General features: G+C 67.2%; 15 protein-coding genes. 8 read left to right on the top strand and 7 right to left on the bottom strand.

The features are described 5' to 3' along the window. Positions 1–10: 10 nt before the first annotated feature. Entirely contained in the window at positions 11–4,024 is a 4,014-nt protein-coding gene (locus tag ACZYRS_RS29295; protein ID WP_463422014.1) for a glycosyltransferase, read from the top strand. Here the strand turns inward: ACZYRS_RS29295 and ACZYRS_RS29290 are convergent, their stop codons facing one another. The 3 genes from ACZYRS_RS29290 to ACZYRS_RS29280 are packed head-to-tail and all read right to left on the bottom strand — an operon-like array spanning position 4,025 to position 6,951. After that, positions 4,025–4,729, bottom strand: a complete 705-nt coding sequence (locus tag ACZYRS_RS29290; RefSeq protein WP_463422013.1) for an ABC transporter ATP-binding protein — start codon at positions 4,727–4,729, stop codon at positions 4,025–4,027. 3 nt (positions 4,730–4,732) lie between these two features. Then, complete coding sequence (locus ACZYRS_RS29285) at positions 4,733–5,536, bottom strand: ABC transporter permease (RefSeq protein WP_463422012.1); 804 nt, start codon at positions 5,534–5,536, stop codon at positions 4,733–4,735. Then, positions 5,533–6,951 carry a mannose-1-phosphate guanylyltransferase/mannose-6-phosphate isomerase gene (locus tag ACZYRS_RS29280; protein WP_463422011.1) on the bottom strand — a complete coding sequence of 473 codons (1,419 nt, stop codon included), beginning with the start codon at positions 6,949–6,951 and terminating at the stop codon, positions 5,533–5,535. The genes ACZYRS_RS29285 and ACZYRS_RS29280 overlap by 4 nt, the downstream gene beginning before the upstream one ends. A 93-nt stretch (positions 6,952–7,044) precedes the next feature. Between ACZYRS_RS29280 and ACZYRS_RS29275 the strand changes: the two genes are divergently transcribed. Genes ACZYRS_RS29275 through ACZYRS_RS29265 form a run of 3 tightly spaced genes read left to right on the top strand, consistent with a single transcriptional unit; the run spans position 7,045 to position 10,947 of the window. Continuing rightward, positions 7,045–8,865 (top strand): glycosyltransferase family 2 protein, encoded by a 1,821-nt coding sequence (locus ACZYRS_RS29275; RefSeq protein WP_463422010.1) that lies wholly within the window; start codon positions 7,045–7,047, stop codon positions 8,863–8,865. Then, complete coding sequence (locus tag ACZYRS_RS29270; protein ID WP_463422009.1) at positions 8,862–9,866, top strand: glycosyltransferase family 2 protein; 1,005 nt, start codon at positions 8,862–8,864, stop codon at positions 9,864–9,866. The genes ACZYRS_RS29275 and ACZYRS_RS29270 overlap by 4 nt, the downstream gene beginning before the upstream one ends. A 28-nt stretch (positions 9,867–9,894) precedes the next feature. After that, positions 9,895–10,947, top strand: a complete 1,053-nt coding sequence (locus ACZYRS_RS29265) for a glycosyltransferase family 2 protein (RefSeq protein ID WP_463422008.1) — start codon at positions 9,895–9,897, stop codon at positions 10,945–10,947. Between the two features lie 3 nt (positions 10,948–10,950). Here the strand turns inward: ACZYRS_RS29265 and ACZYRS_RS29260 are convergent, their stop codons facing one another. Both ACZYRS_RS29260 and ACZYRS_RS29255 read right to left on the bottom strand, forming a co-directional pair. Beyond that, positions 10,951–13,005: an acyltransferase family protein gene (locus ACZYRS_RS29260; protein WP_463422007.1), complete on the bottom strand. Its 2,055-nt coding sequence runs from the start codon at positions 13,003–13,005 to the stop codon at positions 10,951–10,953. A gap of 79 nt (positions 13,006–13,084) precedes the next feature. Beyond that, complete coding sequence (locus ACZYRS_RS29255; protein ID WP_463422006.1) at positions 13,085–13,855, bottom strand: glycosyltransferase family 2 protein; 771 nt, start codon at positions 13,853–13,855, stop codon at positions 13,085–13,087. Between the two features lie 45 nt (positions 13,856–13,900). On the opposite strand from ACZYRS_RS29255, the gene ACZYRS_RS29250 reads away from it, so the two are divergent. The 4 genes from ACZYRS_RS29250 (at position 13,901) to ACZYRS_RS29235 (ending at position 18,306) form a co-directional block, all read left to right on the top strand. Next, positions 13,901–14,998 (top strand): glycosyltransferase family 4 protein, encoded by a 1,098-nt coding sequence (locus ACZYRS_RS29250; RefSeq protein WP_198786346.1) that lies wholly within the window; start codon positions 13,901–13,903, stop codon positions 14,996–14,998. A gap of 47 nt (positions 14,999–15,045) precedes the next feature. Beyond that, on the top strand, positions 15,046–15,939 hold the full coding sequence (argB, locus tag ACZYRS_RS29245; protein ID WP_093441736.1) for an acetylglutamate kinase: 894 nt from the start codon (positions 15,046–15,048) through the stop codon (positions 15,937–15,939). Positions 15,940–16,005: 66 nt separating this feature from the next. Beyond that, a complete protein-coding gene (slmA, locus tag ACZYRS_RS29240) occupies positions 16,006–16,653 on the top strand; it encodes a nucleoid occlusion factor SlmA (RefSeq protein WP_463422005.1) in 648 nt (215 codons plus the stop codon). A 129-nt stretch (positions 16,654–16,782) separates the two neighbouring features. After that, a complete protein-coding gene (locus ACZYRS_RS29235; protein WP_463422004.1) occupies positions 16,783–18,306 on the top strand; it encodes a catalase in 1,524 nt (507 codons plus the stop codon). A gap of 123 nt (positions 18,307–18,429) precedes the next feature. On the opposite strand, the gene ACZYRS_RS29230 is transcribed toward ACZYRS_RS29235, so the two are convergent. Together ACZYRS_RS29230 and ACZYRS_RS29225 are read right to left on the bottom strand one after the other, a co-directional pair. Continuing rightward, the gene (locus tag ACZYRS_RS29230) at positions 18,430–19,491 is read right to left on the bottom strand and encodes a malate/lactate/ureidoglycolate dehydrogenase (protein ID WP_463422003.1); all 1,062 of its coding nucleotides are present in this window, start codon (positions 19,489–19,491) and stop codon (positions 18,430–18,432) included. A 3-nt stretch (positions 19,492–19,494) separates the two neighbouring features. Continuing rightward, the gene (locus ACZYRS_RS29225) at positions 19,495–20,436 is read right to left on the bottom strand and encodes an SMP-30/gluconolactonase/LRE family protein (protein WP_463422002.1); all 942 of its coding nucleotides are present in this window, start codon (positions 20,434–20,436) and stop codon (positions 19,495–19,497) included. Positions 20,437–20,442 lie beyond the last annotated feature (6 nt).

Below are 20,442 nucleotides of genomic sequence, written 5' to 3'. Positions count from 1 at the left end.
CGCCTTTTCAATGAACAAGAACGAATCGAACCAGGTCCGTCCCGCCCTCCAGGGGCCAACGGCAACCGATGACGCCGAGAAGATCGAAGGCGGCAGCGCGTCCGCGTTCGAGGCCTTGCTCGAAGCGGCGAACGAGCGGGCGAATGCCGCGCTGACGCAGCAGCGCGAGATCCAGAACTCGATCTCCTGGCGCATTACCGCGCCGCTGCGCAAGGCCGCCGACGCGATGCCGCAGCCCATGCGCGCCAACCTGCGACGCGGCGCCAAGGCCGCATGGTGGGCGCTGACGCCCTGGCGCATGCCCGAGCGGCTGCGCGCGCTGCGCATGAAGCGACCCGAGGAAGCGTCGCTCGGCGGCACGTCGGACCCTGCGGACGCCTACGGCATGTGGATCGCCGGCACCGAGACCCGATCGCCCGTTGCCGGCGATGGATCTCAGGCGCCGCAGTTGTCTTTTCTCCTGGCTGCGGGTCGCGATGCCGAGCCGCTGCTGCGAACGCTCGCCTCGCTGCGCTCCCAGGCCTCCAGGCGCTGGGAGGCGTTGGTCGCGGTGGAGGCCGGCGATACCGAGGCGGCCATTCAGGCCGCGCTCGACACGCTGGCCAAGGACCCGCGCATCGTCCGCGTCGCGGTCCCGCAGGGCTCGCACTCGCGGAGCCTTGTCGCCTGTGCGGCGCAGGCCACGGGCGAGTTCATCGCCATGCTTGACGCTGGCGACATCGTGGCGGCGGGTGCGCTCGATGAAATCGCCTCTGCACTGGCGCGCGCGCCGCACAGCGACATCCTCTACGGCGACGAGGACGAGATCTCCGCGGAAGGGTTTCGCCAGCACCCGTACTTCAAGCCGGGCTGGTCGCCGGACCTGCTCTACGCCTTCAACTACTTCGGCCGCCTGACGCTGCTGCGCGCGAGCGTGGTCCAGGCGGTGGGCGGCATCGATCCGGCCCTTGAAGCCGGCGTCGAGTGGGACCTCAACCTCCGGGCGAGCGAGCAGGCCGGCGTCGTCACGCGCGTGCCGAAGGTGCTGTGTCACCGCAGGACGGGAAGCGCGCGGGAACGCGCCGGCCCGCTGACCGAAGAGGCCGCCGGCCATCGCGAGGCGCTGCGCAAGCACTGGAGCCGCTACGGCGTCGATGCCGCCGTCGAGACGCAGCCTGACGGCACGCAGCGCGCCACCTGGGCGCTGGCCCGCCCGCCTCTGGTGTCGATCGTCGTCCCGACCAAGGACAAGGTCGATCTGCTTCGCGTCTGCATCGACGGGCTGCTCAAGGGCACCGACTACGACAACATCGAGATCATCGTGGTGGACACCGGCTCGGTCGAACTCCAGACCGAGGCTTACTACGAAGAACTGCGGCGTCACGCGCAGGTGTCGATCGTTCACTTCAGCAAGAAATTCAACTACTCGGCCGCCTGCAATCACGGTGCATCGTTCGCGCGCGGCGAGCTGCTGCTGTTCCTCAACAACGACATCGAGGTCCTGTCCCGCGACTGGCTCCTGGAAATGGTGCGCTTTGCCCAGCGTCCCGGGGTCGGCGTCGTGGGCACGCAGCTGCTCTATCCCGATGGGCAGTTGCAGCACGGCGGCGTCGGCGTGGGGATCCACCTGTGCGGGCTCATGTACCGCGCGGCCGAGCGCGACGAGTGGGGCGTGTTCGGTTCCGCGGACCATCCGCGCAACTGGCTGGCCATCATGGGCGCATGCCAGCTGGTGAGCCGCGAGGCCTTCGATCGCGTGGGCGGATTCGACGAAGCCTACCTGGTGGCCTGCAGCGACGTCGCGCTGTGCCTGAACCTCTGGCGCGCGGGCTACCGCACAGCCTATGCGCCGCATGCGCGGCTGCGTCATCATGAAGGCGCGACGCGCGGCACGGTCAACCCGACGTCCGACATGCAACGCCTGGCCGACGACATCCGTCTGCTGGGCATCGACGAAGACCCCTACCTGCACCCGGAGCTCGACGCCCGCCAGCCGATTCCCGCGCTCCGATTGGGCGGCGCGCCCACAGTGCGCGAAAGCCTCACGGCCGACACGCGCGCGATCGGCTCGTTGATGCTGCCGGCAACGGTGCTGGACCTGTCCAACGATCGCACCTGCCTGGAGGCCGCGGGCCTGCCCAGGGAGGACGTGGTGTGGACGCCGGAGCCGTCGCACCGCATCGCCGACACGTGGTCCGCCGCGCGCTGGTGCCTGGACCTGCTGCGCACCCGCCCTGACATCGCCCGGCGCTTTCCGGTGGCGCTGTCCGGCGGCACCGACGGCGAATTCGGTCGCTGGATCGCGAACGAGGGCGGCCAGGCACTGCACTTGTCCAACAGCGCGAGGGCACTGGTGGCCGGTTGCCTGTCGATGGACCTGGGCGCCCGCGCGCGCCAGGCCTACCTCTTTCACGACGACATCAAGACCCCGCTGCCCCACGGCCTGTTGCCCATGGGCCAGTTCGAGCTGTTCCGGTGGTTCATGCGGCAGGGGCGCCAGCTCACGGGCCTGCGGCTCGAGGAAATCTGGTGGCTGCTGCGCGAGGCGTCGGAGCAACCCGCGGTCGAGCTGCTGCGGGCCTATGCCTTCGCCCCGGCCTGGCAAACGCTCTATCCGGACGGGCTCACCGTTTTCGGCCGGCGCGCCTTCGCGGCCTGGTTCGGCGCGACCTACCGCGTGAAGGACGCGTGGATCGATCCGGCGCAGTGGCACGTGGGGATGACGCCTGCGGGCCAGGTCCGCATGGCCTACCTGGCCCGCGAGGACTGGCGCCTGCGGCATCCCCAGGCGCTGGACGAGGCGCGCCATGCCGCCGCGCTGATCGAATGGCTCGCCACGCCGGCCGCGGCGCAACCGCCGGAGGTCGCCGCATGGTGCGCCGCGCTCGATGTCCCGCAGGTCGCGGCGCAGATGGTGGCGCCGGGTATCAACGTGATCGGGCACTTCTCGTATCCCTCGGGACTGCGCGTCTCGGTCGAGGCGCTGGTCGAGGGCCTGCAGCGCGTGGGCGTGCAGACCTCGCTGCGCGACCTGAAGACCGACCGCAAGGACGATCCGACGCACGCGAAATTCGATGGCTTCGAGGATTTCGAGACCACGCTGATTCACGCGCAGCCCGAGCCCTTCTTCGACCAGGCATTCAGCCGCAGCGATCTTCATGAGCGCTCGCCGCGCACCTACCGCGTCGGCTATTGGTACTGGGAGTTCGATTCCATTCCCGACGCCTGGGTGGCGCATGCCGAGAAGGTCGATGAAGTCTGGGCCGCCACGGAGTTCGTGGCGCGAGGCCTTCGCGCGCGGCTGGCGCAGCCGGTGCGCACATTGTTCCCGGGCGTGAAGCTGGGCCCGTTCGAGCGCCGTTCACGCTCGTTTTTCGGCCTCCGGGACGAGCCCTACACGTTCCTCTTCACCTTCCACATGATGAGCGTCATGGAGCGCAAGAACCCGATCGGGCTGATTCGCGCCTTCACGCGTGCCTTCGGCGCCGACGACACGGTGCAGCTGGTGCTCAAGACATCCTTCGGCGATCGCCATCCGCAGCAGTTCGAAGCCTTGCAGGCCGCGGCAGCCACGGCCGCCAACGTGACGATCATCAACGAGGTCTACAGCCCCGAGGACGTGCTCTCGCTGATGGACGCCTGCGACGCCTACGTGTCGCTGCATCGCAGCGAGGGCCTGGGCCTCACCATGGCGGAGGCCATGCTCATGGGCAAGCCCGTGATCGCCACCAACTTCTCGGGCAACGTCGACTTCATGGACAGCAGCAACAGCCTGCTGGTGGACTACGAGCTCGTGAAGCTGGGCAAGTCGATCCCACCCTACGACGCGCACCTCGAATGGGCCGAGCCCTCCGAGGCGCATGCCGCCGACCTGATGCGGCGCGTGTTCGACAACCAGGGCTGGGCCGCCGAGCTGGGCGCCGCAGCCAAGGTCAGCGCCGAGAGCGCCCTGTCGCTCGACGTCGCAGGCCAGAGGGCGGCGAGCCGGCTGGCCGAGATCCGGGCGCAGCAGCGCGACGCCCGCAACGGGCGCCGCGACGACTGATCAGGAAACCTCGACGATCCGCCCGTGTTCCAGGTGGATCACGCGGTTGCATTCCTTGGCGATCAGCTCCGGCGAGTGCGATGCCAGCACCAGGATGCCGGACTTGGAGACCACGTCGCGCATGCGCTGTTCGGCTTTTTCGGTGAACTCGGCGTCGCCGACCGAGAGCCACTCGTCCATCAGCAGGATGTCGGCCTCGACGCTGGTGGAGATCGAGAACGCCAGCCGCATCATCATGCCGGTGGAGTAGGTGCGCACGGGCATGTTGACGTATTCGCCCAGACCGCTGAACTCGCAGATCTCCGGCGTGAGCCGGTCGACCTCTTTCTTGCTCATGCCCATCACGAGGCCGCGCAGCATGATGTTCTCTACGCCGGTCGCGTCCATCTCGATGCCCAGTGACGGATCGATCAGGCTGGCCACCGAACCTTGGCGGGCGAATTCGCCGGCCGACGGTTCGTAGACGCCCGCGAGCGTGCGCAGCAGCGTGGACTTGCCCGCGCCGTTGTGGCCGATCAGGCCCAGCCGGTCGCCGCTCTTGAGTTCGAGATTGATGTCGCTGAGCGCCTGCACCACGGTGACGCCGGTTTCCTTGCCGAAGCGCCCGCCAGTGACAGAGGCGGCCAGCGTCTTCTTCAGCGACGCCGCACCGGCGCCGTAGATGGGGAAATTGACGGCGACGTTTTTGAGAGAGATGAATGCCATGGATCAGAGCCAGTAGACGACGCGGCGGCGGTATTTGGCGAACAGCAGGGTCGCGGCCACGAGGCTCACTGCTGTCCAGCACAGGATGCCCCACCAGTTGTGGATGTCGGCGACACCGCCCATCAGCGGCGTGCGCAGCAGGTCCAGCATCTGCGCGAAGGGATTCCAGAGAATGTATTTGGCGCGCTCGGGCAGGCTCGAGGGCACCCAGAACACGGGCGTGAGGAACATCAGCATCTGCATCACGCTGGTCACGATCTGGGTCACGTCGCGATAGCGTGTGCAGATCAGGCCGAGCAGGAGCCCCAGGGCGTGCGCATTGACGACCAGGATGAGGAAAGCCGGCAACACCAGCAGCGCCGACCAGGACAGCGAGATGCCCGCCCACAGCGCCACCGGCACGTACAGAACGATCTGGTGGGCGAACTGGATCAGGTTGCGCGCCAGGCTGCGCCAGACGAAGAGGCTGATCGGGAAGTAGCCCTGCTTCAGGTAGTTGGACGACCCGACGAAGGCATTGCAGGCGTCCGTCACCACGCTGGAGAAGAAGGCCCAGAAGATGACACCGAGCGCCAGGTGCGGGAAGAATTCGTTGAGCTTGGTGCCGAAGAGCGATGCGTACAGCGGCCCCATGCCGCTGATCATGACGCCCATGCTCAGCGTGAGCCACAGCGGCCCGAGCATGGAGCGGCGATAGCGCAGCACGATGTCGAACCAGGCAAGCGTCCACCAGATGTCGGTGCGGCGGGTGCCTTCCCACCAGTCGGAAATGGCGCTTCGATGCAGATTGGAGTGAACTTGGCTCATGCGCGTCCGTAAGTGTCTGCGAGGCGAACGATGTCGTCCTCGCCAAGGTAGCCGCCGCACTGGACTTCGATGAGAACCAGTTCTTCGTCGCCGATATTGGTCAAGCGGTGTTTCTCTTTCAAGGGGATGTAGCGGTACTGGCCGGGCAGGGTTTCGTGCTCGACATCGCCGATCTGGACGATGCCGCGGCCCTGCACCACGACCCAGTGCTCCGCGCGGTGGTGGTGATATTGCAAGGACAGCGATTCTCCCGGCATGACCGTGATGCGCTTGACCTTGTAGCCTTCTTCTTCCTTCAGTGCCGAGTAGGTGCCCCACGGACGGTTCACCACGGCGGGCGAGTGCACCGTCTCGTGCCTGCGGGCCTTCAGCGTGTCGACGACCTTCTTGACTTCCTGGGCGCTGTCCTTGTGCGCCACGAGCAGTGCGTCGGGCGTGTCGACGATGACCAGATCATGCACGCCGACCGTGGCGACCACCTTTGGAGAGTGGCTGTCCACCTGCACGTGGGTGCCGGTGGTGTCGATGGCCACGACGTTCGCGGGCATGGTGTTGCCGCTGGCATCGGGCGTGAGCGCGTTGGCCAGCGCGGGCCACGAGCCGACGTCGCTCCAGCCGAACTTGGCGGGCACCACGTGCACGTTGTCGGCCGGCTCCATGACGGCGTAGTCGATGCTGATGTCCGGCTGTAGCCCGAAGGTGTGCAGATCGAACTGGATCGTCTCGCCCGCCGCCTGCGACGATTCGAGCGCGCGGCGTGCCGCGGCCAGCAATTCGGGCGCGTGGCGCTCGAAGGCCGCGACGATGGCGTCGGCGGTGAAGCAGAACATGCCGCTGTTCCAGTAGTAGCGGCCGGTGGCCAGGTACTCCTGCGCGGTCTGGAGGTCGGGTTTCTCAACGAAGCGCTTGGCCGCCTGGCTTTCGCGCGAGACCTTGGCCACCTCGATGTAGCCGAAGCCCGTGTCGGGCCCCGTGGGGTTGATGCCGAACACCACCAGCTTGCCCTGCGTGGCGAGGCGGAACGCCTGGTTGGCGCTGGCCACGAAGGCCTCCACGTCGGGCACCAGGTGGTCGGCCGACAGCACGAGCATCACGGTGTCGCCGCTGAACTGCCGGATGCACTGCAGCGCGGCCAGTGCAATCGCCGGCCCGGTGTTGCGGCCCCGGGGCTCCAGCAGCAGCGTGGCCTCGGGCGGGTCGGACATCTGGCGCAGCACGTCCTTGGTGAGAAACAGGTGGTCCTTGTTGGTCACGACCATCAGGTCGCCCGTGCCGCAGGCCTGGCCCCGCTCGATGGCCTGCTGGAGCAGGGTGGTGCCACCCAGTTTCATGAAGGGCTTGGGAAAGGCTTGCCGAGACGCTGGCCAAAGCCGGGAACCTGCCCCCCCTGAAAGCACAACTGAAAGGACGCGCATTTTTTTATAGGTTGTGATGAGGGGATAATTTTACCGGCCCCCACGGTGCAGCCCCGTAACGATTGGAAGCGTCTATTTTCGTGATCTCGAGCAATGTTCAGTAAGCCTACGCTGCCGCCTGCGCAGCCTTCCCCCCGGCGGCGCGGGCTCGATGTCGCTTCGAGCAATGCGCAGCTGCAGCGGCAGATCGGTTTGCTGGAAGTGCAGATCAAGGCCCTGGATGCGCAGGTGCGCAGCATGACGCAGTCCAGCAGCTGGCGCCTGACTGCCCCTCTGCGGTGGCTGGGCGGTCATTTTCAGCGCATTGTGCGGGGTGTGCCACAGGCGGCTGTTCCTGTCCATCGCGGCACCTATGCCGACTGGGTGGCGCGCTATGACGGCCCCGGAAGCGACACCCATGAAGAAAGCCGGCGCGTGGAGATGGCCAAGTGGCCTGTGCATCCGCGCTTCCTGGTGTTGACCGGCACCTCCGGTGCAAATGCAGCGTCGTTGCAAGAAACCACCCGGTCCCTGGCGGCGCAGGCCTATGCGCAGTGGAAGCTTCATACGGGGCCCCTCGCCGGTGCGGTGGATGCGGACTGGGTCGTCTGGCTCGAACCCGGCTGCACGCTGCCCACCCACGCGCTCTTCGCTGTCGCGAAGGAAATCGTCGCGCATCCCGAGGCTCGCATGCTGTATGCCGACACGGACGCGATCGACGCGGAAGGCCGCCGCGGCGACCCCTGCTTCAAGCCCGACTGGAACCCGGACCTGTTCCTGTCCCGCAATCTTTTCTCGCCGATGGGCGTGATCCAGGCCCGCCTGTTCGAGGAGGCCGGGGGGCTGGATGCGGCCGCCGATGGCGCGCAGGGATTCGACCTGGCGTTGCGTTGCGTGGAGCGCGTTCACCCCGACCAGATTCACCACATCCCGCGCATCCTCAGCCATTCCCGCGCGCCGCTCGCAGCAGTGGGCGTGGCCGATGTGCAAGCGCTCGACCGTCACTTCCAGCGCACAGGCACCGCGGCCTCCGCCGAGGCCATGCCTCACGGCCTGCGCACACGCTATGCATTGCCCGAGGTGCCGCCCTTCGTCTCGCTGGTCATCCCGACCCGCAACGGCGTGAACCTCGTGCGCCAGTGCATCGAGAGCATCGTCCTGGAGACCGCCTACCCGAACTACGAGATCCTTCTGGTCGACAACGGCTCGGACGATCCCGAGGCCCTCGCGTACTTCGCAGCACTCGACGCGCAGCCAGGCATCACCGTGATTCGCGACGACCGCCCCTTCAACTACTCGGCGCTCAACAACGCGGCCGTGGCGCAAGCCCGCGGGGAACTCGTCGGCCTCCTCAACAACGACATCGAGGTCATCTCGCCGGACTGGCTCCACGAGATGGTCTCGCTCGCGCTGCAACCCGGCGTGGGCGCGGTCGGCGCGAAGCTGCTCTACCCCGACATGACCATCCAGCACGGGGGCGTGGTCCTGGGCATCGGGGGCATGGCGGGGCATGCGCACAAGCACCTGCCATCGACCATCGCGGGCCATGGCGGCCGCGCGCAGCTGGTGCAGAACTTTTCCGCGGTCACCGCGGCCTGCCTCGTCGTGCGCAAGGCGCTCTACGAACAGGTCGGCGGGCTCAATGAAAAAGAACTCGGCGTGGCCTACAACGACGTCGATTTCTGCCTGCGCCTGCGCGAGGCCGGCTATCGGAACGTCTGGACGCCTCACGCCGAGCTGCTGCACCACGAGTCGGCCAGCCGCGGCCTGGAGGTGGCGGCCGAATCGCGCGACCGGCTGGCGCGCGAATCCGCCTTCATGCGAAGCCGCTGGGCCGACCTGATCGACCGCGACCCCGCCTACAACCCCAGCCTCACGCTCGACACCGAAGATTTCGACCTGGCGTGGCCACCGCGCCCCACAACCTCTTCATGAACGCTCCCCGTCCCCTCGAAGTCTCCGTCGCGCTGTGCACCTACAACGGTGCCCGGTTCCTGCGCGAGCAGGTGCGCAGCATCTGCCTGCAGACCCGGCCGCCGGTGGAGATCGTGCTGTCCGACGATGCCTCGCGCGACGGGTCGGTCCAGGTGGTGCGCGCCGCCGTCGCCGAATGCGCGGCCGAGCGCCCGGGCCCGCCGATCGCGCTGCGGGTCTTCGAGAACCCGGTCGCCCTGCGCGTCGTCAAGAACTTCGAGCAGGCCATCAGCGCCTGCACCAGCGAGCTCGTCGCGCTCAGCGACCAGGACGACGTGTGGATGCCCGACCGGCTCGAACAGATGGTGGCCCGCTTCGAGCAGGACGCCGACCTGCTGCTGCTGCACACCGATGCGCGGCTGGTCGACGCCGAGCGCCGCGACCTGAACCAGACGCTGTTTCACGCACTCGAAGTCACGCCCTCCGAGCTGGCGCGCGTGCACGCCGGCAATGCCTTCGAGGTGCTGCTGCGACGCAACCTCGTGACCGGCGCGACCACGGTCTTTCGCCGCACGCTGCTGGCCGACGCGCTGCCGCTGCCGGTCGAGTGGGTGCACGACGAGTGGCTGGGCATCGTCGCCTCGACGACGGCGCGGGTCGACCTGCTGGAGCAGCCCTTCATCGAATACCGCCAGCACGAATCCAACCAGATCGGCGCGCGGCGCGACACCTTTGCGGAAAAGGTGCGCAAGGCACTGGCCTCCCGGGGCAACACGCACGTCGAGCGGGCGGTCAAGGCCGAGCTTCTGCTCGCGCGGCTGGTGCAGCTGGGCGACCGGGTCCCGCCCGAGATCCTTGCCAAGGTGCGCAGCAAGATCGAGCACCAGCGTTTTCGCGCCGCCTTGCCCGCATCGCGCCTCGCGCGCATCGTGCCGATCGCGCGCGAAGCCTTGACCGGCCGCTACGACAAGTTCGGCCGCGGCGTGCGCGGCGTGGTCCGCGACCTTTTCGAATCTGTGTAGGCTCCGCCCCCAAAGAACCATGAACCCAATGAACGCCTCTCCAGATTCCACCCTTGCAGCGCAACCGACGGCATGGCCGAGCGTCGTGGTGATCATCCCGTTCTACAACGGCGCCGATTTCATCGAGCGTTCGGTCAAGAGCGTCTTCGAGCAATCGGTGCCCGCGGCCGAGGTGATCGTGGTGAACGACGGCTCGCGCCCCGAGGAGCGCGCCGCGCTCGACGGCCTGGCCGCGCGCTATCCGTTCCGCATCATCGACAAGGAAAACGGTGGGCAGGGATCGGCCCGCAACGCCGGTGTGAAAGCCTCCACCTCGGACTTCATCTGCTTTCTAGACCAGGACGACTTCTACCTGCCCAACCACATCGAGACGCTGGCGGCCTCGATCCCTCCAGGCGACCGGCTGTTCGGCTATGTCTACGCCGACCTGTACGAGGCCGACGCCGACGGCAACGTGATTCGCACCGGTGTCATCAAGGAGCACGCGACGCACCCCAAGCGCAACATCAACGACCTGCTGCGCAACGACATGTTCGTGCTGCCGTCGGCCGCGCTGGTGAGCCGCAAGGCCTTCGAGGCCGTCGACGGTTTCGATTCGCAGTTCATGGGCTTCGAGGACGACGACCTGTTCCTGCGCATCTTCCGCAAGGGGTTCAGCAACTACTTCGTGGACAAGGCCGTGACCGTCTGGTGCATCCACACGGCGAGCACGTCGTTCGGCATCCGGATGATCCGCAGCCGCTTCAAGTACTTCAAGAAGCTCACCCAGATGTTCCCCGACGAGCACCTGCGCGGGCGCTACTACTTTCGCGATTGCTTGGTGCCGCGGTTCCAGCCGTACTTCGTCAACCACGCGATCGAGTCGATCAAGAACGACGACCAGTACCGCACGGAGATGAGCGCGATCCTCAACGAGTACGGCGCGATGGTGCTGGCCAACCCGTATGTGGGGCGCAAGAAGAAGCTGCGCCTGCGGATCACGCTGTTCCTGCTCAACCATTGCCCGCCGGGCGTGGTGCGCCTGGTCGGCGCCATCACGCGCCTGCCTGGCATCCGAAGCCTGCGGCGCCTGTACGCCTAGCGCTTAGCGAGCAGGGGTCGCGGCCGGGGCAGCCGCTGCCGGCTGCTTCGGCGTGGTCATCGCGGGGTCGATGTAGGTGGCGAACTTGCTCACGTACTGCGCCCGCAGGTGCCCCGCATCCTTGTAGATCGGCGTCGCATCGGCATCCGCCCGCGTGCACCAGTCCTTCTCGCACAGCGTCGGAATCGGATCTATCACGATGGCCCCGCTGCGCTTGGCGATTTGCCGCATGCGCTCGTGCAGCGCCTTCTGCTCCGGCACCCAAGGCGCGGTCGGCGACATGCGCCCGACGGTCATGTTGCCCAGGCGCCCGCCCTTGACGAACTCCTCGGGGCCGAAGCCTTCGCCGACCGGGTTGTCCAGCAACAGGTAGACCTGCTTGTGCTTGGACAGCGCCGTCATCACGGTCTCCAGCGTGTTCAGCGCGAAGTCCGCGCCGCCGCCGCCCATGAAGCGGCGCTTGTTCTTGCCGTCCAGGTAGTAGTAGCGGTCGGCCGCGGCGTTGTCGGCGTTGGGCTTGCCGGTCTCCGAGAAGTAGCAGTTCCAGCAGCCGCCGAAGACCACCGCATCGAACTTGTCGCTCACCGCCAGGCGCATGCCGCCGTCGCGGCGTTCCGCGCAGAGGTTGTTCTGTTCGTCGACCACGTTGGGAATCGGCGGGCAGGCGCCCCAGGTCGCAAAAGACAGCGAATCGAGCGTGTCGGGCGCGGTCTTGCTCAGCTCCACCGCGCGCGGGCCGTACTGCTCGATGTGGCTGTCGCCGAAGAACAGCACCCGGCGCTTGCCGTGGCCGATCTGCTGCAGCACCTCGCCATCGACCTTGATCGGGCTCAGGCCATCGGGGTAGCCCCAGTCCTTGGCCGCCGCCGCCGTCTTGTTGAAGTACGGGTCGCTGTGGCGTCCGACGTAGTAGCCCGAAGTGGCCAGCAGGCCGAGCACGACGAAGCCCACCATCGCGGCCACGAGGCCCGAGGTCACCGTGGGGTTCTCGGTCTTGCGCGTGTAGCGTTCGATGAAACGGTAGGTGAGCCACGCGAGCACGAAGGAGGCGACCAGCATCAGCGCGCGGATGCCGTCGGAGGGCAGCTTGCCCTCCAGGATGCGCGCATACGCCAGCAGCGGCCAGTGCCACAGGTAAAGCGGATAGCTGATGAGCCCGACCCACACCATCGGCCTGGATGCGAGCACGTAGCGGTTCAGCACGCCGGTCGGACCGGCAGCAATGCAGAAGAAGGCGCCCAGCGTCGGCAGGATCGCCCAGAAGCCCGGGAACGCCTTGCCGCCGCGGATGAAGCACAGGCCCAGCACGATCAGCGCCAGCCCGGCGATGGACTGCGCATGGCGCCCCCAGCCCGGCTTGGGCAGCGGCCGGTGCAGCCGCATGTACGCGAGCATGCCGCCGATCATCAACTCCCAGAAGCGCGAGAGCGGCGAATAGAACGCGGCCTCGCGGTGGCTGTGGATGGTCGTCACGTTCAGCAGGAACGACGCCGCCGCCACGACGCCCACCACCCAGAGCACGCGCCACTTGCGCTTCCATGCGAGGCCCAGCAGCACGGGCCAGAAGATGTAGAACTGCTCCTCGATGGCCAGCGACCAGAGGTGCAGGAGCGGCTTGGTCTCGGCCGCGTTGTCGAAGTAGCCGGCCTCGCTCCAGAACGCGAAGTTCGAGACGAACCCGGCGCCCGAGGCCACGTGCTTGCCCAACTGTTCCCATTCGTTGGGCAGGAGCGCATACCAGCCGAAGGCCAGCGTTGCCGCCAGCACCAGCGCGAGCGCCGGGAAAATCCGCTTCACGCGCCGGGCGTAGAACTCGCGGTAGCTGAAGCCCTCGCCCTCGAAGCTGGCCAGGATGATCGTGGTGATCAGGAAGCCGGAGATGACGAAGAAGATGTCCACGCCGATGAAGCCGCCCTTGATCCACTGCGGGAACGCGTGGTAACCCAGGACCGAGAGCACCGCCACGGCGCGCAGCCCGTCGATGTCCGGGCGGTATTTGGGGTGAACCAGGTGGGCGTGTTCGTTGTGGAACGTCGGGCTCGTCGTTGTCGTCGTCATCGTCGGTGTTGAAAGCGCGCTTGCTTTTTTGGTTCCCGATTGTCTTCGCAAACGCTTTTCGCCCTGATTGACACCCTCCTCAGGCGCCGGGCGGCTGCATCCGCCGGTAGCGCCAGAAGGCGCCCGAGCGCCACACTTTCAGCAGGCTGGTGACGTGCCAGTACAGATAGCGCTTGCTGCGGTGGCTCGCGCGCTGGGCGTCGTGCCGCGCGAGCAGGTCTTCGCCGACCTGCAGCTTCCAGCCCGCCAGGCGGGTGCGGGCGCAGATGTCGAAGTCTTCGCCGTACATGAAGAAGCGCTCGTCGAAGCCGCCGACCTGGCGGTAGGCGTCGCTTCGAAACAGCATGAAGAGGCCCGGAATCCACGCGGGCACTGTCGGCCGCACATAGCCCGGCTTGTTTCGCCCGAAGATCTCCAGGGGCGTGAGCAGCGCCCGGTGCGGCTCGGGCGCGGGCTTGCCGGGCTCCAGGATGCGCGGGGTCATCAGGCCGGCGTCAGGCGCGGCCTGCAGGATCAGCGGCGCGAGCACGTCGCTGTCGACGCGGATGTCCGGGTTGAGCACCAGGAACCACGGCGTGGCGCAACGCTTGAAGGCCTGGTTGTGATTGGCGCCGAAGCCCAAGGGGCTCGCGTTCTCGATCCGCTCGACCTCGAAACCCCAGCTTTGCCCCGCCAGCACGTCGGGCTCCGGGATGTTCACCGTGAGCACGACCTTGGCGATCGACGCGCGGCTGTGCCGGTCCAGCTGGTCGAGCAGCGGCTGCACCAGGGCGAGCTGGCCGTGGCTCACGATGGAAATGGTGATCGGGGGCAACGGCGGTGGGGAGACGGGGGAGGGGGGCGTTGGCATGGTCTAATTTCGCTCGGGAATTCTAGGGTTCCCCAACTCCCACACATGATTGCCCTGATCGTCATCAGTTTCTTCGTCGCCGCCTTCGCGGTCCAGCTCTTCATGCGCCGGGCGCGCAGGCACGCGCGGCTCTATGGTGCCGACATGCCGCAGCGCTTCCACAAAGGCCACGTGCCGCGCCTGGGCGGTGCGGGCATCCTGCTCGGCATGGGGGCCGCCTGGCTGGCCGCGGGCATCACCGGCACCGACCCCTTCAACGTGTCGTGGCCCGTCAAGACCTCGATGCTCACGCTGCTGTGCATCGCGCCCGCGGTGCTGGGCGGCATCGTCGAAGACATGACGCAGCAGGTGAAGGTGCGCTATCGGCTGGGCCTCACGATCGGCTCGGCGCTGCTGGTGTGCTGGCTGCTCGGCCTGGGCGTTTCGCGCACCGGCGTCCCGCTGGTGGACGGCTGGCTGGCCATGCTGCCGTATGCCACGGTGCTGTTCGCGGCGCTCGCCATCGGCGGCCTGCCGCATGCCTTCAACATCATCGACGGCTACAACGGCCTGGCCGGCACGGTCGCCGTGCTGGTGTGCCTGGCGATCTCGCACGTGGCCCTGCAGGTGGGCGACCGGCAACTGGCGGCGATGGTGATCTGCCTGGTGGGCGCGACCTTCGGCTTCCTGGTCTGGAACTACCCGCGCGGCAAGATCTTCGCCGGCGACGGCGGTGCCTACGTCTGGGGCATGGTGATCGCCGTGGCCTGCGTGACGCTGGTGCAGCGCCACCGCGTGGTCTCGCCCTGGTTCCCGATGCTGCTCTTGATCTACCCGGTGTGGGAGACGCTCTTCTCCATCTACCGCAAGCTCGCGCGCGGCCAGTCGCCCGGCACGGCCGATGCGCTGCACTTTCACCAGTTGATCTTTCGCCGCATCGTGCGCGTGGCGCTGGCGGACGACGAGGCGCGGCAACTGCTCGCGCGCAACAACCGCACGTCGCCCTACCTCTGGATGTTCGCGGCGCTCTCGGTGGTGCCCGCGGTGCTGTTCTGGAACAACACCATCGTGCTGGTGCTGTTCTGCCTGCTGTTCGTCACGACGTACGTGGGTGCGTACCTGATGATCGTGCGATTCAAGGTGCCGCGCTGGCTGCGACCTTGAGAGAATTTCCGTTCGTTCCCATCGTTCAACTTGGAGCCTGACCGCCCATGACCGACCCCGTCCTCAACATCCCCCCGCGCGACAAGGCCGAGATCCTGGCCCAGGCGCTGCCGTACATCCGCAAGTTCCACGGCAAGACCATCGTCATCAAGTACGGCGGCAACGCCATGACCGATCCGGCCCTGCAGGCCGACTTCGCCGAAGACGTGGTGCTGCTCAAGCTGGTCGGCATGAACCCGGTGGTGGTGCACGGCGGCGGCCCGCAGATCGAGGCGGCGCTCAATCGCCTGGGCAAGAAGGGCAGCTTCATCCAGGGCATGCGCGTGACCGATGCCGAGACGATGGAAGTCGTCGAATGGGTGCTGGCCGGCGAGGTGCAGCAGGACATCGTGGGCCTCATCAACCAGGCCGGCGGCAAGGCCGTGGGCCTGACCGGGCGCGACGGCGGCCTCATTCGCGCGCAGAAACTCAAGCTGGCCGACCGCACCGATCCCAATGTGCACCACGACGTGGGCCAGGTCGGCGACATCGTCTCCATCGACCCGAGCGTCGTGAAGGCGCTGCAGGACGACGCCTTCATTCCCGTCGTGAGCCCGATCGGCTTCGGCGAGGAGAACGAGAGCTACAACATCAACGCCGACGTCGTCGCCGGCAAGCTGGCCACCGTGCTCAAGGCCGAGAAGCTCATGCTCCTGACCAACACGCCCGGCGTGCTCGACAAGAACGGCAAGCTCCTCACCAACCTGAGCGCCCGCGAAATCGACGACCTCTTCGCCGACGGCACCATCTCGGGCGGCATGCTGCCCAAGATCGAAGGCGCGCTCGACGCGGCCAAGAGCGGCGTGAACGCGGTGCACATCATCGACGGCCGCGTGCCGCACGCGATGCTGCTCGAGATCCTGACCGACCAGGCCTACGGGACGATGATCCGCGCCCGCTGAAGCGGCTGCCGGTGCGCTGGTTGCGCTGTGCGAGAATCAATTGATTACATCTTTGCACGCGCTCCCATGCAGAACGAAGAGACAGCTGCTCCCGGCGTAGAGACCCCAGCGGAAACGCCAGCCCCCGCCACGCGCAAGCGTCCGAAGCCGGGGGAGCGGCGCGTGCAGATCCTGCAGGCGCTGGCCGCGATGCTGGAGCAACCCGGCGCCGAGCGGGTCACGACCGCCGCGCTGGCCGCGCGGCTCGAGGTGAGCGAGGCCGCGCTCTACCGCCATTTCGCGAGCAAGGCCCAGATGTTCGAGGGCCTGATCGATTTCATCGAGCAGAGCGTGTTCACCTTGGTGAACCAGATCCTCGAGCGCGAAGGCGCCACCGGCGCCCAGCAGGCCGCCAAGATCCTCACGCTGCTGGTCCAGTTCGCCGAACGCAACCCGGGCATGACGCGCGTCATGGTCGGCGATGCGCTGGTCTACGAGAACGAGCGCCTGCAGCAGCGCATGAACCAGTTCTTCGACAAGATCGAAGCCACGCTGCGCCAGGTGCTGCGCGGCGCGGCCACCGCCGAAGGTTCGGCCACGCCCACCGTCGATGCGCAGGTGCGCGCCGCGGCGCTCACGGCCTTCGTGGTCGGGCAATTGCAGCGCTTTGCGCGCTCGGGCTTTCGCCGCGCGCCTTCCGAACACCTCGAAGCCACGATCGCGCTGATCGTCTGAGCGCGGGGCCTTCGGGCCAGTCCACTGCGGCTGCGGGTCTATCGATGCGATAGCCGAATCTGATGCCATGTCGCCATGTTCATTGACAAAATCGATGGACCCCGACAACTTCATCAGAGGACAACGCGCATGACAGACACCCGCAAGCTCACCACCGAAAGCGGTGCCCCCATCGAGAACAACCAGCAGTCGCAGACGGCTGGCGTCAACGGTCCCGTGCTGATGCAGGACCACAACCTCATCGAGAAACTGGCACGCTTCGACCGCGAGCGCATTCCCGAGCGCGTGGTGCATGCCCGCGGCTCGGGCGCCTTCGGCACCTTCGAGCTCACGGCCGATGTCTCGAAATGGACCAAGGCGAAATTTCTCGGCCAGGTCGGCAAGAGGACCGAGGTGCTGGCCCGCTTCTCGACCGTGGCGCTCGAACTCGGCTCGGCCGATACGGTGCGCGACCCGCGCGGCTTCGCGCTCAAGTTCTACACGGAAGACGGCAACTACGACCTCGTGGGCAACAACACGCCGATCTTCTTCATCCGCGATCCGCTCAAGTTCCCCGACTTCATCCATTCGCAAAAGCGAGACCCCTACAGCCACGTGCAGGAGCCCAACAACGCGTGGGATTTCTTCTCGCACTCGCCCGAGGCCACGCACCAGTTCACCTGGCTCTTCGGCGACCGCGGCATCCCGAAGACCTACCGCCACATGGACGGTTTCGGCTCGCACACCTACCAGTGGGTGAACGCGAAGGGCGAGGCCTTCTGGGTCAAGTACCACTTCAAGACCAACCAGGGCATCGAGACCTTCGTGGCCGAAGAGGCGCAGCGCGCGGGCGGCGAGAACCCGAACCACCACCACCTGGACCTGCTGCATTCCATCGAGCGCGGCGAGTTCCCGAGCTGGCGTGTGCAGGTGCAGATCATGCCGGTGGCCGAGGCGCAGACCTACCGCTTCAACCCCTTCGACCTCACCAAGGTCTGGTCGCACAAGGACTATCCGAAGATCGACATCGGCATCCTCACGCTCGACCGCAACCCCGACAACTACTTCGCCGAGATCGAGCAGGCCGCCTTCAACCCGGCCAACTTCGTGCCCGGCATCGGCCCCTCGCCCGACAAGATGCTGCAGGGGCGCCTGTTCAGCTACGGCGACACGCAGCGCTATCGCCTGGGCATTAACCACACGCAACTGCCGGTGAATCGGCCGCACGCCACGACCGCGCAGAACTACGGCCGCGACGGCGCGATGCGCGGCGACGGCAACGGCGGACGCGGCCCAAACTACGAGCCCAACAGCTTCAGCGATGCGCCCAAGCAGACGAACGAGCCGGTGTACGCGCCGCTGGAAATCCACGGCTGGACCGGCAGCCACCAGTGGCAAAAACACGAGGCCGACACCGACTTCGCGCAGGCCGGCGACCTCTATCGCCTGATGGATGAAGCCGCGAAAGAGCGCCTCATTCAAAGCATCGCGGGCGGTCTGGGCGCGGTCACGCGGCAGGACATCATCGACCGCTCGGTGAGCTACTTCCGCCAGGCCGATGCGGACTACGGTGCGCGGCTCGAGAAGGCGATCAAGGCAGTGCAGGCGAAGATCAAGGGCGAGGATGTGAGCGTGCAGATCGGCAAACCGGCGCACGAAAGCAGCAACAGCTGAAGTCGGCGGTCTTTCACCCTCCCCCTCTGGGGGAGGGCAGGGGTGGGGGCCAGCGGCGTACCCATCGGGCGCTCTGCATGCCCCCATCCCAACCTTCCCCCAGAGGGGAAGGAGCAAGAAGGGTCAGGCGCTGACTGTCACGCCCATCTTGGCACCTGCCGCGACGATCTCTCCCCACGTCGCGTCGTCCACCCAGATACCTTCTTGCCGGCGCGCCGCACGCGCCTTGCGCTCCGGCTCGCCCGCGATCTGCACCGCGTCGAAGCCTTGCCCCGGCGGGCTCTGCCGCAACCAGTCGATGAACTCGCGCGCCTCTTCGTCGAAGGCCTTCTGCGTCCCGAGCTTCACCGGATCGATCAGCACCGTCAGCATCCCGTTCAACACCGAGCGCGCCGTGTCCGCCGGCCGGTGCCAGGTGCCGCCGCCCGTGAGCGCGCCGCCGAGCAGCTCGCACGCGACCGCCATGCCGTAGCCCTTGTGCTCGCCGAAGGTCATGAGCGCACCGAAGAGCCCGTTGCCCTGCGGCACGACCACCACGCCGGGGTCGTTGGTCGGTGCGCCTTTTTCGTCGATCAGGTAGCCGTCGGGCACCTGCTCGCCCTTGTTGTGGGCCACGCGCATCTTTCCTTGCGCCACGCGGCTGGTCGCGTAGTCGAGCACGAAGGGCTCCGCGCCCGCGAGCGGCACGCCGATGCAGCACGGGTTGGTGCCGAAGCGCCCGTCGCCACCGCCCCATGGCGCGACCACGGGCCGCGACAGCACGTTGACGAAGTGCATCGCCACCAGCCCCTCGCCCGTCGCCATCTCGGCGAAGTGCCCGATGCGCCCCAGGTGGTGCGCATGCGAGAGCGTGAAGATGCAGCTGCCGTGTTGTTTGGCCCGCGCGATGCCCAGTTCCATCGCCTGCACGCCGACGATCTGCCCGTAGCCGTGCTGGCCGTCCAGGCCCATCAGCGTGCCGATGTCCAGGTTGACCTTCACGGCCGCGTTGGGCTTGAGCCCGCCCTCGGCCACCGCATCGATGTAGCGCGGCAGCATGCCCACGCCGTGCGAGTCGTGCCCGCTCAGGTTGGCCAGCACGAGGTTGGCGGCCACTTGCTGCGCCTCGGCGGCGCTGCTGCCCGCGGCTTCGAGGATGCGGGCGACGTTGGTTTGCAGGCCCTCGGCCGGCAGTGTTCTGGGCATGGATCAGGCTCCCTTTGCGTTCAATGTGATGGCGTAGAGCGACGTCGTCGCGCAGATGAAAAGGCGGTTGCGCTTGGGTCCGCCGAAGCAGACGTTCGCCACGCGCTCGGGCAGCAGGATCTTGCCCAGCAGCGTGCCGTCGGGGTGGTAGGCATGCACGCCGTCCAGCGCGCTGGTCCAGATGCGGCCTTCGGTGTCGAGCCGGAAGCCGTCGAACATGCCGCTCGTGCATTCGGCGAACACCTCGCCGCCGCTCAGGCTGCGGCCGTCCGCGCCCACCTTGAAGCGGCGCATGTGGCGCGGCCCGTCCTTCAGGTGGCTCGCGCCGGTGTCGGCGACGTAGAGCAGCGATTCGTCGGGCGAGAACGCCAGGCCGTTGGGCTTGACGAAGTCGTCGGCCATGCGCTCGACGTCGCCGCTCGCGGGGTCGATGCGGTAGACGTGGCAGGCGCCGATCTCGCTCTCGGCGCGCACGCCCTCGTAGTCCGAGAGGATGCCGTAGCTCGGGTCGGTGAACCACACGCCGCCGTCCGAATGCACCACCACGTCGTTCGGCGAATTCAGGCGCTTGCCCTGCCAGTGCGAGGCCAGCACGGTGATCGATCCGTCGTGCTCGGTGCGCGTCACGCGCCGCGTCAAGTGCTCGCAGCTCACGAGCCGGCCTTCGCGGTCCACCGTGTGGCCGTTCGTATTGTTCGACGGTTCGCGGAACACGCCGACCGTGCCGTTCACCTCGTCGTAGCGCAGCATGCGGTTGTTCGGAATGTCCGACCACAGCAGCGTGCGGTGCGCGCCGAACCACACCGGCCCCTCGCACCAGCGCGCGCCGGTCCACAGGCGCTCCACGCGCTCGGGGCCGGGGATGCAGGGGTCGAAGCGTGGGTCCAGCCGTTCGAAGCCGGTGCCTTCCAGGAAGCCGAAGGGGAGGTCTTGCAGAGGTGCCATGGGTGT

This window comes from Variovorax sp. AC194 (genome assembly GCF_979257995.1).
Note: the sequence above shows the minus strand (reverse complement) of the source record. Positions and strands in the feature narration are given on the sequence as shown.

Bases quoted from the DNA above. Each gene is read 5' to 3' on its own strand.
- ACZYRS_RS29295 (WP_463422014.1), top strand. From the start codon at position 11: ATGAACAAGAACGAATCGAACCAGGTCCGTCCCGCCCTCCAGGGGCCA.
- ACZYRS_RS29290 (WP_463422013.1), bottom strand. From the start codon at position 4,729: ATGGCATTCATCTCTCTCAAAAACGTCGCCGTCAATTTCCCCATCTAC.
- ACZYRS_RS29285 (WP_463422012.1), bottom strand. From the start codon at position 5,536: ATGAGCCAAGTTCACTCCAATCTGCATCGAAGCGCCATTTCCGACTGG.
- ACZYRS_RS29280 (WP_463422011.1), bottom strand. From the start codon at position 6,951: ATGCGCGTCCTTTCAGTTGTGCTTTCAGGGGGGGCAGGTTCCCGGCTT.
- ACZYRS_RS29275 (WP_463422010.1), top strand. From the start codon at position 7,045: ATGTTCAGTAAGCCTACGCTGCCGCCTGCGCAGCCTTCCCCCCGGCGG.
- ACZYRS_RS29270 (WP_463422009.1), top strand. From the start codon at position 8,862: ATGAACGCTCCCCGTCCCCTCGAAGTCTCCGTCGCGCTGTGCACCTAC.
- ACZYRS_RS29265 (WP_463422008.1), top strand. From the start codon at position 9,895: ATGAACGCCTCTCCAGATTCCACCCTTGCAGCGCAACCGACGGCATGG.
- ACZYRS_RS29260 (WP_463422007.1), bottom strand. From the start codon at position 13,005: ATGACGACGACAACGACGAGCCCGACGTTCCACAACGAACACGCCCAC.
- ACZYRS_RS29255 (WP_463422006.1), bottom strand. From the start codon at position 13,855: ATGCCAACGCCCCCCTCCCCCGTCTCCCCACCGCCGTTGCCCCCGATC.
- ACZYRS_RS29250 (WP_198786346.1), top strand. From the start codon at position 13,901: ATGATTGCCCTGATCGTCATCAGTTTCTTCGTCGCCGCCTTCGCGGTC.
- argB (WP_093441736.1), top strand. From the start codon at position 15,046: ATGACCGACCCCGTCCTCAACATCCCCCCGCGCGACAAGGCCGAGATC.
- slmA (WP_463422005.1), top strand. From the start codon at position 16,006: ATGCAGAACGAAGAGACAGCTGCTCCCGGCGTAGAGACCCCAGCGGAA.
- ACZYRS_RS29235 (WP_463422004.1), top strand. From the start codon at position 16,783: ATGACAGACACCCGCAAGCTCACCACCGAAAGCGGTGCCCCCATCGAG.
- ACZYRS_RS29230 (WP_463422003.1), bottom strand. From the start codon at position 19,491: ATGCCCAGAACACTGCCGGCCGAGGGCCTGCAAACCAACGTCGCCCGC.
- ACZYRS_RS29225 (WP_463422002.1), bottom strand. From the start codon at position 20,436: ATGGCACCTCTGCAAGACCTCCCCTTCGGCTTCCTGGAAGGCACCGGC.